The sequence below is a fragment of the Nocardia sp. NPDC003963 genome (genome assembly GCF_053605105.1).
The window spans coordinates 1-14627 of the sequence record NZ_JBSGIP010000041.1 but is presented as its reverse complement, the minus strand read 5'-3'; the positions used below and the strand labels follow the sequence as shown (position 1 = coordinate 14627).

Annotated in this window: 11 protein-coding genes; 9 read left to right on the top strand and 2 right to left on the bottom strand. The window is 68.1% G+C overall.

Annotated elements, in window-relative coordinates; all coding sequences use genetic code 11:
• Positions 1–47: 47 nt before the first annotated feature.
• On the bottom strand, positions 48–1280 hold the full coding sequence (locus tag ACWEWT_RS32335; protein WP_452564641.1) for an XRE family transcriptional regulator: 1233 nt from the start codon (positions 1278–1280) through the stop codon (positions 48–50).
• Between the two features lie 215 nt (positions 1281–1495).
• On the opposite strand from ACWEWT_RS32335, the gene ACWEWT_RS32330 reads away from it, so the two are divergent.
• The gene (locus ACWEWT_RS32330) at positions 1496–1801 is read left to right on the top strand and encodes a hypothetical protein (RefSeq protein ID WP_036513657.1); all 306 of its coding nucleotides are present in this window, start codon (positions 1496–1498) and stop codon (positions 1799–1801) included.
• Positions 1802–1832: 31 nt separating this feature from the next.
• On the opposite strand, the gene ACWEWT_RS32325 is transcribed toward ACWEWT_RS32330, so the two are convergent.
• Positions 1833–2720 carry a PAC2 family protein gene (locus ACWEWT_RS32325; RefSeq protein WP_452564640.1) on the bottom strand — a complete coding sequence of 296 codons (888 nt, stop codon included), beginning with the start codon at positions 2718–2720 and terminating at the stop codon, positions 1833–1835.
• Between the two features lie 143 nt (positions 2721–2863).
• Between ACWEWT_RS32325 and metH the strand changes: the two genes are divergently transcribed.
• The 8 genes from metH (at position 2864) to hisG (ending at position 14552) form a co-directional block, all read left to right on the top strand.
• On the top strand, positions 2864–6460 hold the full coding sequence (metH, locus tag ACWEWT_RS32320; protein ID WP_452564639.1) for a methionine synthase: 3597 nt from the start codon (positions 2864–2866) through the stop codon (positions 6458–6460).
• 317 nt (positions 6461–6777) lie between these two features.
• Complete coding sequence (locus ACWEWT_RS32315) at positions 6778–8367, top strand: serine/threonine-protein kinase (RefSeq protein ID WP_452564638.1); 1590 nt, start codon at positions 6778–6780, stop codon at positions 8365–8367.
• Between the two features lie 128 nt (positions 8368–8495).
• Positions 8496–9194 (top strand): HAD family hydrolase, encoded by a 699-nt coding sequence (locus ACWEWT_RS32310; protein ID WP_452564637.1) that lies wholly within the window; start codon positions 8496–8498, stop codon positions 9192–9194.
• A 206-nt stretch (positions 9195–9400) separates the two neighbouring features.
• Positions 9401–10261: a HalD/BesD family halogenase gene (locus ACWEWT_RS32305; RefSeq protein WP_452564636.1), complete on the top strand. Its 861-nt coding sequence runs from the start codon at positions 9401–9403 to the stop codon at positions 10259–10261.
• Positions 10262–10308: 47 nt separating this feature from the next.
• On the top strand, positions 10309–11130 hold the full coding sequence (locus ACWEWT_RS32300) for a class I SAM-dependent methyltransferase (protein ID WP_452564635.1): 822 nt from the start codon (positions 10309–10311) through the stop codon (positions 11128–11130).
• Positions 11131–11176: 46 nt separating this feature from the next.
• Positions 11177–12991: a choline/carnitine O-acyltransferase gene (locus tag ACWEWT_RS32295; RefSeq protein ID WP_452564634.1), complete on the top strand. Its 1815-nt coding sequence runs from the start codon at positions 11177–11179 to the stop codon at positions 12989–12991.
• Between the two features lie 408 nt (positions 12992–13399).
• Positions 13400–13663 carry a phosphoribosyl-ATP diphosphatase gene (locus ACWEWT_RS32290; RefSeq protein WP_452564633.1) on the top strand — a complete coding sequence of 88 codons (264 nt, stop codon included), beginning with the start codon at positions 13400–13402 and terminating at the stop codon, positions 13661–13663.
• 37 nt (positions 13664–13700) lie between these two features.
• Positions 13701–14552 (top strand): ATP phosphoribosyltransferase, encoded by an 852-nt coding sequence (hisG, locus tag ACWEWT_RS32285; RefSeq protein WP_452564632.1) that lies wholly within the window; start codon positions 13701–13703, stop codon positions 14550–14552.
• Positions 14553–14627: the final 75 nt, after the last annotated feature.

Here is a 14627-nt window from a genome sequence, read left to right as displayed (position 1 = left end):
GATGCCCAGGGGTATATCCGGCCGGTCCGCTGCGCCGGTGCCCGGGATCAGACGCCCGACAGCGACCTGAGCTCGTCCAGGAAGGCGCGGGTCAGCGGGTCGCCGGGGAAATTCTCGACCAGTTCGTGCGCCAGCTCGCTGCCGATACACAGCAGTGAGGGCAGGGAACGCCGTTTGGCCTCGAACGCCCGCCGCCCTTCGGCGACCGCCAGCTCCAGATCGCGTCCGCGGGCGGCCACCACGGCCAGTGTCAGACGGGCTTCGGCGACTCGCATCGGATTGCGGACCGAACCGTCCAGTGTCAGCGAATCGGTCAGTACCGCCCGGGCATACATTTCGGCGTGCGTATCGTCGCCCACGACGCGGCAGCAGTCCATGGCGTAGAAATCGAATTTCTGCGGGTCGACCACGAAATGGTTCTCGAGATCGTCGGGATGGCCCAACCGGTTCAGCAGGGTGCGGCCTTCGGCCAGCGCCGCGTCCACCGCCGCCCGATCACCCAGCCGCGCCCAGGCTTTCGCCCGCTGGGCCGCGAGCTGGACCCCGACCCCGCCGGCCGCGCATTCGGCCGGGACAGCCTCGGCCGCCTGGATGACCCCGCGATGATTGCCCTGGGTGAGGGCGAACCAGGCGGCCAGTTCCGAACTCCAGCCGATGATCTCGGTATGTCCCGCCTCCTGTCCCAGGGATCGCGCGGCCCGCCGGGTGGCCTCGGCGCTGCTGCGCCGGCCGAGATCGTATTCGAGGCAGCCGAGCAGCAGCGCCACCCAGCCCGCCAGCTCCAGGACCTCCTTGTGCTGGGCCAGGGTCAGCCGGCTGTCGAGTAGCGCGGCGATCCGGCGCAGCCAGCCCGATGCCTCGAGGTGTAGTTCGTGCGGATCGGTGGAGGCGTAATCGCAGCAGAGGCGCTGGGCGGTGATCCGCACCGCGTCCAGGGTGGCGGTCGAAATATCGGACATCCGTAGGCGTCCCATGAATTCGAGCGTGTCCATCCCGGTGGCGGTGAGCAATTCGTCGTCGCGGCTCGGCCGGGCCTTCGGGAAGAACGCCGCGGCCACCGAATCGAAGGCGGCCGCGATCAGCGGGGCATAGAAATCGTCGGGACGTGATTCGCCCGATTCCCAACGCCGCCAATTGCGTAGCAGGGTGCTGTCGGTCGGGAGGTTATGGGACGACTTGGCGCGCAGGGCTCGTACGGCGTCTGCCTGTGACCACCCACGCGCATCGCGTTCCGAGCGCATCCGGATGGCCCACAGCGGACGATCTTCAGCAGCAGTCACGGTCGCCAGTATTGCACCAGCAAACTTCTCGTGGACCGCAGAGGGCATCCAGATGTCCCCCGCATGACCTCTTCTGCGGTCGCCCGTGCTGGGTCATGCTCGAATCGGACCGGTTTCGTATCGGTCCAAGCAACACCCCCGCGAATGCGGGGAGGAGATCCCGGAGCAGGAAATGGTTCCCCGCCCCCGTGCGGGGAAGGATTCAGGAGGTTCGGGTGGAAGCGTTGGTGTACGGGTATTTACGCGACGATCTGGCCGCGGGCGACGGTGACGATATGGAGGCCGCGCTACGCGAGCTGGCCGAGGCCCGAGGACTGTGCTTCGCCGCGACGTTCCACGAATCGCGTCCCGGTGACGGGACGGCATTCGCCGAACTGACCCGGGAGCTCCAGCGGGCGGACGCCCATCACGTGGTGGTCCCCTCGCTCGATCACCTCACCGGCCAGACGATTCCACGCGAACTGCTCATCGCGAAACTGGCCAGTGACGCCGCCGCCCGCATCTGGTCGGTGGCCGGCTGAACCGAGGACCCGGCGGCCCGGCGTACCCCCCTCAGCGCCCGAAGCCGCCGGGTCCTCGTCTGCGCAGGTACTTCTCGAACTCGGCGGCGAGGGCGTCGCCGTCGATCTTGGCCATCGCCTCGTTGACATCGATCGCGGCATCGCCGCGCTCCTCCAGCGAACGTACGTACTCGGCGATCTCGTCGTCGGCCTCGGTCATCTCGTTCACCGTGGATTCCCACTCCTCGGCCTGCTGCGGGAGCTCCCGCAGCGGCACCTCGATATCGAGGACATCCTCGACCCGGTGCAGGAGTGCGATCGTCGCCTTCGGGTTCGGCGGCTGCGAGACGTAGTGCGGAACCGCGGCCCAGAACGACACCGCCGGAACCCCGGCCTTCACACACTGGTCCTGGAGCACTCCGGTGATCCCGGTCGGTCCCTCGTAGCGGGTCTGCTCGAGGTTGAACTGCTCGGCCGCCTCTTTGCTGTAGGCGGATCCGGTGACCGGCACCGGGCGGGTGTGCGGGGTATCGGCCAGCAGCGCGCCCAGGATCACCACGGTCTGTACACCGAGCTGATCGATGAACTCCAGCAGGTCCGCGCAGAAACGGCGCCACCGCATATTCGGTTCGATACCGCGTAACAGCACCACATCGCGATCGCTGCCGGGCGGGGAGCACACCGAGAGTACGGTCGCCGGCCACACGATCTCTCGGGTGACACCCTCCACCTGCCGGACCATCGGCCGGTTCACCTGATAGTCGTAATAGTCTTCGGAATCGAGTTCGGCCAGCGGCCGCGCATCCCAGATCAACTCCAGATGCTCCACCGCGCCGCTGGCGGCGTCACCAGCGTCGTTCCAGCCTTCGAAGGCCGCAACGAGCACCGGGTCGCGCAGTGCGGGCAGTTCCCGATCCACCGGAGATTCACTCGAGCTCACCCCTGTGAGCCTACGGGGCGGGTCGCTACCGGCGCGCAGTATCGGTTCCGCCGCGCCTGTCGCGCCGCCGGCGGCTGTGGCCGCCCACACAGGGCGGGAAGCAGGCCGACACCGTGACAGAGGTGCCCACTAGTCTGGAATCCATGTCTGCCTCCCGCTCCGCCGAGTTCGATACCACGTTGCTCGACACTCTCACCAGGCGTGTCGTGATCGGCGACGGTGCGATGGGTACGATGCTGCAGGCCGTGGACCTCACCCTCGACGATTTCCGCGGGCTCGAGGGCTGTAACGAGATCCTGAACGACACCCGCCCCGAAGTGCTGCGGCATATCCATCGCGCCTATTTCGAGGCCGGGGCCGACGCCGTGGAGACGAACACCTTCGGCTGCAATCTGCCCAATCTGGCCGACTACGGGATCGCCGACCGGATCCGGGACCTCTCGGAGAAGGGCACCCGGCTGGCCCGTGAAGTCGCCGACGAGATGGGCCCGGGTCCCGACGGGGTGCCGCGCTACGTACTCGGGTCGATGGGGCCGGGTACGAAACTCCCCACCCTGGGCCACGCGCCGTACGCGGATCTGCGCGACGCCTACACCGAGGCCGCCCTCGGCATGCTCGACGGCGGCGCCGACGCGGTACTGATCGAGACCTGCCAGGACCTGCTGCAGGTCAAGGCGGCCATCACCGGCACCCACCGGGCGATGGACCGGGCCGGCCGCCGGATCCCCATCATCACCCACGTCACCGTGGAGACCACCGGCACGATGCTGGTGGGTAGTGAGATCGGGGCGGCGCTCGCCGCCCTCGAACCGCTGGGTATCGATCTGATCGGTCTCAACTGCGCGACCGGGCCGGACGAGATGAGCGAGCATCTGCGGTACCTGTCCCAGCATGCGCGTATCCCGGTATCGGTGATGCCGAACGCGGGACTGCCGGTGCTCGGCGCGAACGGTGCCGAATACCCGCTGACTCCGGAGGAGCTGGCCACGGCACTGCGCGGTTTCGTCGCCGACTACGGACTGGCCCTGGTCGGCGGCTGCTGCGGTACCACTCCGGAACATATCCGCCAGGTCGCCGCGGCGGTCCGTGAGGTCGAGACCGGCCTGGCACCGATCGGGCAGCGCCGCGCGCCCGAACCCGAGCCGAGTATCTCGAGTATGTACACCGCGGTGCCGTTCCGGCAGGACGCGAGTGTGCTGATGATCGGTGAGCGCACCAATGCCAACGGCTCCAAGGCATTCCGCGAGGCCATGCTCGACCAGGACTGGGCGAAATGCCTCGATATCGCCAAGGACCAGACCCGCGACGGCGCCCATATGCTCGATCTGTGCGTCGACTACGTCGGCCGCGACGGTAGCGCCGATATGTCGGAACTGGCCTCCCGGCTGGCCACCGCGTCCACGTTGCCCATCATGCTCGACTCGACCGAGACGCCGGTGTTGCGCGCGGGCCTGGAACATCTGGGCGGGCGCTGTGCGGTGAACTCGGTGAACTACGAGGACGGCGACGGCCCCGAATCGCGGTTCCAGCAGACCATGGCCCTGGTCGCCGAACACGGCGCCGCGGTGGTCGCGCTGACCATCGACGAGGAGGGGCAGGCGCGCACGGCCGAGCACAAGGTCGCCATCGCCGAGCGGCTCATCGCCGATATCACCGGCAACTGGGGGCTGCGCGAGAGCGACATCATGATCGATACCCTCACCTTCACCCTGGGCACCGGGCAGGAGGAATCGCGCCGCGACGGTTTGGAGACCGTCGAGGCCATCCGCGAACTCAAACGGCGCCATCCCGAGGTACAGACCACGCTGGGCCTGTCGAATATCTCGTTCGGTCTCAACCCGGCCGCCCGGCAGGTGCTGAACTCGGTGTTCATGCACGAATGCGTGCAGGCCGGTCTGGACAGCGCCATCGTGCACGCGTCGAAGATCCTGCCGATGAGCCGGATCCCCGACGAGCACCGCGAGACCGCCCTGGATCTGGTCTACGACCGCCGTCGCGAGGGCTACGACCCACTGCAGAAACTCATGCAGCTCTTCGAAGGCGTGTCCGCGGCCGATTCCCGGGCCTCCCGGGCCGACGAACTGGCCGCCCTGCCGCTGTTCGACCGGCTGGAGCGGCGCATCGTCGACGGTGAGCGCGGCGGTATGGAGGCCGACCTCGACGAGGCGATGCGTGAGGTCCCGCCGCTGAAGATCATCAACGAAACCCTGCTGTCGGGGATGAAGACCGTCGGCGAACTGTTCGGATCCGGGCAGATGCAGCTGCCGTTCGTCCTGCAGTCGGCCGAGGTCATGAAGGCCGCGGTGGCCCATCTGGAACCGCATATGGAGGCCACCGACGACAGCGGCAAGGGTCGCGTCGTACTCGCCACGGTCAAGGGTGATGTGCACGATATCGGCAAGAATCTGGTGGACATCATCCTGTCCAACAACGGCTACGAGGTGGTGAACCTCGGGATCAAACAACCCATCGCGACCATCCTCGACGCCGCACTGGACAAGAAGGCCGATGTGATCGGAATGTCCGGGCTGCTGGTGAAATCCACCGTGGTCATGAAGGAGAACCTGGAAGAACTCAACTCCCGCGGTGTGGCCGACCAGTTCCCGGTCCTGCTCGGCGGCGCCGCGCTGACCCGTTCGTATGTGGAGAACGATCTCACCGACGTCTACGAAGGCGATGTGCACTACGCCCGCGACGCCTTCGAGGGCCTGCGCCTGATGGACGAGATCATGTCGCGTAAACGTGGCGACGGTCCCGACCCGGACAGCCCGGAAGCCGTGGCCGAACGTGAGAAGGCGGCCGAACGCAAGGCGCGCCACGAACGTTCGCGCCGGATCGCCGAACAGCGCCGTGCGTCCGAGGTGCCGATCGAGGTGCCCGCGCGTTCGGATGTGGCCGCCGAGGTGCCGGTACCGGTACCGCCGTTCTGGGGTACCCGGGTGATCAAGGGCCTGCCGGTACACGAGTACTCCGGGTTGCTGGACGAACGGGCACTGTTCCTCGGCCAGTGGGGGCTGCGCGGCCAGCGCGGCGGCGACGGGCCGAGTTACGAGGAGCTGGTGGAATCCGACGGTCGGCCGCGATTGCGTTCCTGGCTCGACGAGCTGAGCACCCAGGGGGTGCTGCAGCACGCCGCGGTGGTGTACGGCTATTTCCCCGCGGTCTCCGAGGGCGACGATGTCGTGGTACTCACCGAACCGGAAGCCGATGCCCCGCAGCGGTACCGCTTCACCTTCCCGCGGCAGCAGCGCGACCGATTCCTGTGCGTCGCGGATTTCATCCGCTCGCGCGACCACGCCCGGGCGACCGGGCAGGTGGATGTCCTGCCCTTCCAGCTGGTCACCATGGGGCAGCCGATCGCCGACTACGCCAACGAGCTGTTCGCCGCGGACAACTACCGGGATTATCTGGAGGTGCACGGGATCGGTGTCCAGCTGACCGAAGCGCTCGCCGAGTACTGGCATCGGCGGATCCGCGAGGAACTCACCCTCGACGGCCACGCGATCGCCGAGACCGATCCCACCGAGGTCGCGGAGTACTTCAAACTCGGATACCGCGGTGCGCGCTACTCGTTCGGCTACGGTGCCTGCCCGGACCTCGAGGATCGCGCGAAACTGGTGGACCTGCTCGACGCCGCGCGACTGGGGGTGACTCTGTCGGAGGAACTCCAGCTGCATCCCGAACAGTCCACCGACGCGTTCGTCCTGCTGCATCCGGAGGCGAAGTACTTCAATGTCTGAGTCCGGGTAAACCTTTGCCTGATGTGATTGTGCTCACTTCCTGGTCCGCCTGGCCGGTCCGGGCCCGTGCCGGATATCGAAACAGCAGGTGAGCGCGGTTCGCGGGCGTCGGTAAACCCCTACTGCCCGCACGGCTTCCGGGTGTCGGAGAGTAAGATTCCCGGGAATTTCCGCTGAGAAACTCGGCCGAGTCACAAGTCTCGACAACGCTGTCGGGCAGTTCGGTCGTGCCGGGCCGGAGCGGAGCCGTAGGCAGCCGCCTGTGACGCGCGGAGTGCTGGAAGACTCGGCGGCGAACAGAAGGGGCCACGACAGAGATGACCAAGGATCGGCTGATCGCCGGACGGTATCGGCTCACGGATCCCATCGGCACCGGCGCGATGGGTGTGGTGTGGCGGGCGCTCGATATCCGGCTCCAGCGCATCGTCGCGGTCAAACAGGTTCTGCTCGGACCGAACCTGACCGAGCAGCAGACCTCGGAAGCTCGTAAACGCGCACTGCGCGAGGGGCGTATCGCCGCACGCCTGCACCACCCCAACGCGATCTCGGTGTTCGATGTCGCCGACGAGGACGGTCAGCCGTGGCTGGTCATGGAGTACATGAACGCTCCGAGTCTGGCGAGCCGGTTGAACCTCGACGGCACGATGGGCCCACTGGAGGTGGCGAAACTCGGTGCCCAGGCGGCGGCCGCGCTGGCCGCGGCGCACGACGCCGGAATCGTGCACCGCGATGTGAAACCGGCGAATCTGCTGGTGGGCGACGACGGTACGTTGAAGATCACCGATTTCGGAATCTCGCGGGCCACCGGCGATGTCACCGTGACGGCCACCGGATTCCTGGCCGGAACCCCCGCCTACCTGGCCCCCGAGGTCGCTCGCGGCGAACAGCCCATTCCGGCCTCGGATGTCTTCGCACTGGGATCGACGCTGTACCACGCGCATACCGGTCGTCCCCCCTTCGGCGACGGTGACAATCCGCTGGCGGTACTGCACGCGGTGGCCGGTGGTCAGGTCGAACCGCCCGCCGGGGCGGGTGCGCTGGGGCCGGTGCTGATGCGGCTGCTGGCCACCGAGGTCGCGACCCGGCCCACCATGCACGAGGCCCAGGTGATGCTCGAGGAGGTGGCGGCCGGACGTGCTCCGGTACCGGTCGAACCGGCGGCGCCCGCGGCCACGAAGATCCTGCCCGCCGAGCCGGCCGCGACCACTCGATTGTCTCCGGATGCTCCGGCAGCGGCGCCGGTCCCGCCGCCGGGCGGCACCCCGCCCGCCTTCCGCGGTCCCCGGCAGGGTGTGAGTGGTCCCGCCGTCCCCGGTGCCGCGGCGACCACGACGTCACATCCACCGGCCGATGACGTCTCCCGGAAACGCACCAGGACCGCGCTACTGGCGGGTGCGGCCGCGCTGGTCCTGGTGGTGATCGCGGGCTTGGCGCTGGCGAACTTCACCGGCGGCGACACCGACGATCCGGCCGCGCTCGCTCCCGGTACCTCGCAGGCGCCCGCCCCGGATACCTCCGAAGCCGATACGTCCACCACGGCCCGCTCGACCACCACGACCACCGCGCCGCCGACCACGACTCCGGCCGAGACCGGCACACCGACGCCCGCCCGGGTGGAACAGTTCGTCCGCGGCTACTACGGCCTGCTGCCCGGTGATCCCTCGGCCGCCTGGGCCCAGTTGTCACCGGCGTACCAGGCCAGCACCGGAGGTTACGCCGAGTACACCCGCTTCTGGTCGGGCTTCGCGGCCGTCAGCGTCGGTGCGGTGACCCCCGCGGGCAACGGCGCGGCCGTGGCCACGATCACTTATACGATGAGCAACGGCTCGACGCAGTCGGAGAGCCGGTCGTTCCAGGTGGAGCCGCAGAGCGGGCAGTTGGTGATCGCCGCGTCCCAGTTGCAGTGAGCCCGGTCGCGGGCCGGTGCGGATCCGTTTCCCCGGTGCCGATACGGTCGGCCGGGAGTAGCTGTTCGCGTACCGGCCGCCGACGCCGGTGCAGGTGACGTGAACCACCGCGACGAAAGGTCTTACCGATGACCCCGCTGGCCGGAGTGCTGTGGGATATGGACGGCACCCTCCTCGATTCGGAGAAGCTCTGGGATATCGGAGTCCGGGAGCTGGCCCAGGAGTTGGGCCGGGAGATGACCCAGGAGATCCGGCACGCGCTCATCGGGGCGTCCGGGGCGAACGCGTTGCGTATCATGTTCACCGAACTCGGTCTGCCGCTGGAGCCGGCGGCCGTGACCGAGGCCGGGCATTTCCTGGAGCGGCGCGTCACCGAACTCATGACCGGGCCGATCCCGTGGCGACCGGGCGCGGTCGAGGCGCTGGAGATGGTGCGCGCCGCGGGCCTGCCCTGCGCGCTGGTGACCAATACGAAGCGGTCGTTGACCGAACTGGCCCTCGAGACGCTGGGGCGCGACCGGTTCGAGGTATCGGTCTGCGGTGACGAGGTGCCGCACGGTAAGCCGGATCCGGCGGTGTACCTCCGGGCGGCGGAACTGCTCGGTCTCACGCCCGGGGATTGTGTGGCCGTGGAGGATTCCGTGACCGGGGTGGCGGCGGCCGCCGCCGCGGGCTGTGGAGTGCTGGTGGTGCCGTGCGAGATACCGGTACCGGTCGATCCCTCCCGGATCCATCGCGAAAGCCTGATCGGATTGGAGCGATCCGATCTCGATCAGGTGTTGCGGACTGCCCGCGCATTCGCCGCGGGCGATATCGCTGCCTCCTGATATACCGCGATTCTCCGAGTTCGCGCCGAATCATCCGATCATGGGCTGCTTTTCGGCGGTACACCCGCTGACGACGGTGAACAATGACAACGGAGGCGCGCGAACAGTGTTGCGCATCAACAAGACCGAACGGTCCGTGACCGGACTCACCTGCTGTCTCCGGCAAATACCGGGCGTGTCGCAGACAGCCCGATAACAATATCGCTATGGCCGCCACGGTGACCTTGGACGAAATCGTCGATACTTCCCGCTACCCGCTCGCGGAGCCCGGTGCGCCCGGGTGGCGCGCCGCGGTCGCGGCCGCGCGGGCCGATCTCGCCGAGGACGGCTGTACCGTCCTGCGCGAATTCATCCGGCCCGAACTGCACGCGTTGCTCGCGGAACAGGGCGAGCGGATGGCACCGCACGCCTACTACCGCACCGAGCAGGTGAACGCCTACAACATTCCGCTCGACAGCGAACTCCCCGACGATCACCCCGGCCGGATCGTGTTCGAACGCGGTAACGCCTTCGTTCCGCGCGATCGGATCCCCGCCGACGCGCTCATCCACCGCCTCTACACCGACGAGCTGTTCCAGCGGTTCCTCGCCGACTGTTTCGGCCGCGATCGGTTGCACGAATTCGCCGATCCGCTGGCGGGACTGGTGCTCAATGTGGTCGCGCCGGGGCAGTCCCATCCCTGGCATTTCGATACCAACGAATTCACCGTCAGCATGCTCACCGCCACCCCGGAATCGGGCGGTGTCTTCGAATACTGTCCGGGCATCCGTTCGCCGCAGGCCGAAAACCTGACGGATGTGCACGCGGTACTGACCGGATCGGGGGAGAACCTCGTCCGGCGGCTGGTACTCCGTCCCGGCGACCTGCAACTGTTCCAGGGCCGCTTCTCGCTGCACCGGGTCTCCCCGGTGGAGGGCGCGGCCGCCCGGCATACGGCGATCTTCGCCTACAGCGACCGTCCCGGTGTCATCGGCACCGTGGAACGCACCCGCCAACTGTTCGGGCGGGTGCTCACCGATCACCACGCGGCGGCCACTGCCGTCCGGGGTGACCGGCTGCTCGATTGATCTCCGAACACGATCGAGCGGATACAGCCCGAGGAGAGGAACACCACGTGCCAGTTCCGTTGCACACCACCGGGAAAGCTTCCTTCGACGATATCTACTCGAGACCCGATCCTCGTGACTACTACGCGCGGATGTCGGAACTGGACTACCGCATCCCGGAACTGGCGAAACCGCATCTGCGCGCCCAGATCGCCGAATATCGCGCCGCCACCGGCGCGGCCCCCAGCGTGCTGGACATCGGCTGTTCCTACGGTGTGAACGCGGCGCTGCTGCGGCTGGACACCACCCTCGCCGAACTGGCCGAATCCTATGCGGACCCGGATACCGGGACCGACGAGTTCGCCGCCCGGGACCGGGCCCGGCTGACCGTCGCGGACGAACTGCCGGGGGTGCGGTTCATCGGTATGGATGCCTCCGCACCCGCGCTGGACTACGCGCACGCGGCGGGTCTGCTCGACGCGGTGGTCCACGCCGATCTGGAGGCCACCGACCCCACCGACGAACAGCGCGCCGTCCTGGCTTCGGCGGATCTGGTGATCTCGACCGGCTGTATCGGGTACGTCACCGAGAAGACGCTCGTGCGGATCGCCACCTCGCATCCCGAGCGGCGCCCCTGGATGGCCCATTTCGTCCTGCGTATGTACGGTTTCGAACCCATCGAGGCGGAACTGGACGCGCTGGGCTATCGCACCGAGCGGATACCCGGTGAATTCGCCCAGCGCCGCTTCGCCTCGACGGCCGAGCGCGAACAGGTGCTCGGTACGCTGGCCGATAACGGGATCGATACGACCGGCCTGGAGGACGAGGGCCGGCTGTATGCGAATCTCTATGTGTCCCGGCCGCTTTCGTCGCCCGCATCCCTCGAATAGCCCGCCGGGCGCAACCCGACGACCGACGACCGAACCGGAGAACGACTTGACCGAACCCACCTTCGCCGCCGAGGACCAGCTCCCGAGGGTCCCGCTGCCGACTCTCGAGGACAGCTGCACGCGTTTCGTCCAGTGGTGTACGCCCCTGCTCACCGCGGAGCAACTGGCCGTCACCGAGGACGCCGTCGCGGATCTGCTGCGACCCGGCGGTCCCGGCCGCGTCCTGCACGACGCGCTGCGCGAATACGACGAGACCCCGGGTGTGGGCAGCTGGCTGGACCGGTTCTGGCCGTCGCGCTATCTCGGCCGGCGGGACCGGATCGCGCTGAACGCCAACTTCTTCTTCCTGTTCCGCGACGACACCGCGCTGGCGAGTTCGACCGCGGCCGACCAGGCCGAGCGCGCCGCCGCCCTGGTCTCCGCCGCGGTCGACTACAAACTGGCCCTGGACCGCGAGGAGATCCCGCCGGTCACCCAGCGGGGGCAGCGCCTGTCCATGTGGCAGAACAAGTACCTGTTCTCCGAGACCCGGATCCCGGGTACCGAACAGGACACCGTGCGGGTGCCCTACAGCGATGCCGAGCCCGGGCCGTCGACGGCCCGGCATATCCTCGTCCTGCACCGCGGGTCGATATTCCGGCTGGAGGTCGTCGGCCCGGAGGGCGATCCGTACGCCTTCGCGGATGTGACCGCCGGTCTGCGCGCCATCCTGAAATCCGCCACCGAACCGGCCCCGGCCGGTACCGCCGTCGGGCAGCTGACCACCGCCGCGCGTGCCGATTGGGCCCGGGCCCGCGCCCGGCTGCTCAGCGATCCGCACAATGCCGCGGCCCTCGACACCATCGAAACCGCGCTGTTCGCCGTCTGCCTCGAGGATTTCGCCCCGCGCGACGATCTGCACGCCGCGGATACGCTGCTGCACGGTGACAGCGCCAACCGGTGGTTCGACAAATCGGTGTCGTTCATCGTCTTCGCCGACGGCCGCGCCGGGATCAATGTCGAACACTGCGGACTGGACGGCACCACCATCCTGTCCTTCGTCGACACCCTGCTGGAAACATCGGTCGGCGACCACGCCGAGCGGTCCGGGGCCCGGAGTCAGGGACTGCCCTCGGCCGAACAGATCGAATTCCGGCTGGACGCCGACCAGCAGGCCGAAGTGGTCGCGGCCGGAGCGGCGTTCGCGCAGTACGCCGCCGACAACGCCACCACCACCGTATCGTTCGAGGATTTCGGCACCGCACGCGCCAAACAGCTCGGTATCTCCCCGGATGCCTTCGCCCAGCTGAGCTACCAGCTCGCGCACCGGCGCAGCAAGGGCCGCACCGGCGCCACCTACGAATCCATCGCCACCAGGCAGTACCGCAACGGCCGCACCGAGGCGATGCGGGTGGTGACCCCGGAGATGGTGACCTTCGCCGACACCCTGCAGGACCCGGCAGCCGGTACCGCCGCGAAGCTGGCCGCCGCCCGCGCTGCGGCCACCGCGCATGTGGAACGCGCCAAACAGTGCCAATCGGGGGCAGCGCCCGAACAGCACCTGTGGGAGCTGGAATGGATCCAGCGGCGCCGCGGCGCCGAACTGGGGGTCACCGAGCCGATCCCGCTGTACAGCAGCCCGGGCTGGACCGTCATGCGCGACGACTACCTCAGCACGAGCTCCGCGCCGTCGGTGAACATCAGCTACTTCGGATTCGGCTCCACCAGCCCGAAATGTATCGGTATCGCCTACGTGCTGCTGCCCGACCGGTGGAACCTGTACCTGGCCACTCCGACCGCCGTCGCCGACGAGATGCACGCCTTCGCCGGACACCTGCGCGCCGCGGTCGCCGAGCTGGAGGCACTGCTCTCCGAAACCTGACCCGGTCCCGTATCCACCCGCCCGGGTGGCCACCACGACACAGTGGTGGCCACCCGGGCGGAGTCGTATCGCGGGTGGTACGGCCGACCCGCTTTTCCGAAGCGACCGAGTGTGAGCAGCGGGCCGTCCACGGATCGGTGAGTATCGAGCACCGGCAGAGTCGTGCGCCTCCCTACGGTGACCGAGGCGCACCTCACGAACACCGTCCGTCTACTCCTGATGGTCCGAATCCGAAGTCGGGGTCACGAAGGCCCCGACGCGACGCCGCAGGCGGCGCCGTCAATGGAGTCGGGGCCCGCCCCGGTTCTGGAGCGACTGAGCGGCGGAGTGAAGAACCGGGGTCGACAGGGCCCCGGCACGCGACGCCGGAGGCGGCGCCATCGACACCGTCTGAAACAATGACCTGCCGTGAAGACTTTCGAGACCCTGTTCGCCGAGCTCCAGGATCGCGCAGCCACCCGTCCCGCCGGGTCGGGTACCGTCGCCGCGCTGGACGCGGGTGTCCATACCCAGGGCAAGAAGGTGCTGGAGGAGGCCGGTGAGGTGTGGCTGGCCGCCGAACACGAAGGCGACGAGGCGCTCGCCGAGGAGATCTCGCAGCTGCTCTACTGGGTGCAGGTGCTGATGGTGGGCCGTGGGCTGCGGCTGGAGGACGTCTACCGACATCTGTAGACGCCCCGACCATCCCTCCCACCCGAAAGGACCAGCCATGCTGCGCGTCGCAGTACCCAACAAGGGCGCACTCTCCGAATCCGCGGTCGCCATCCTCACCGAGGCCGGCTACCGCAAACGCACCGACTCCCGCGATCTCACGGTGCTCGACCCGGCCAACCAGGTGGAATTCTTCTTCCTCCGGCCCAAGGACATCGCCATCTACGTCGGCTCCGGCGAACTCGATCTGGGTATCACCGGCCGGGACCTGTCGCTGGACTCCGGCGCCCCCGTCGAGGAACGGCTCTCCCTGGGGTTCGGCGGCTCGACCTTCCGCTACGCCGCCCCCCAGGGCCAGGACTGGAAGGTCGAGGACCTACAGGACAAACGGATCGCCACCTCCTACCCGAACCTGGTGCTGGCCGATCTGTTCCGGCGCGGGATCGAAGCCGAAGTGATCCGACTCGACGGCGCCGTCGAGATCTCCATCCAGCTCGGGGTCGCCGACGCGATCGCCGATGTGGTCGGTTCGGGCCGCACCCTGCGCCAGCACAATCTCGTCGCCTTCGGCGAATCGCTGTGCGATTCCGAGGCCGTCCTGATCGAACGCGCCGGCTCCGACCAGCGCGACCGGGCCCGTAACCAGCTGATCGCCAGGGTCAAGGGTGTGGTGTTCGCTCAGCAGTATCTGATGCTCGACTACGACTGCCCCAAGAGCCTGCTGGAACGGGCCGCCGCACTGACCCCCGGCCTGGAATCCCCGACGGTCGCCCCTCTTGCCGACCCCGGCTGGGTGGCGGTACGCGCGCTGGTACCCCGCCGGAAGGGCAACGAACTGATGGACCAACTGGCCGAACTCGGCGCCCGGGCCATCCTGGCCACCGATATCCGCTCCTGCCGCGCCTTCTGAGATATCGGCGGCGCCTTCGGCGCCGCGGGGTGGGGCCCTATTAACCCCGGTTCTTCACTCCGCCGCTCAGTCGCT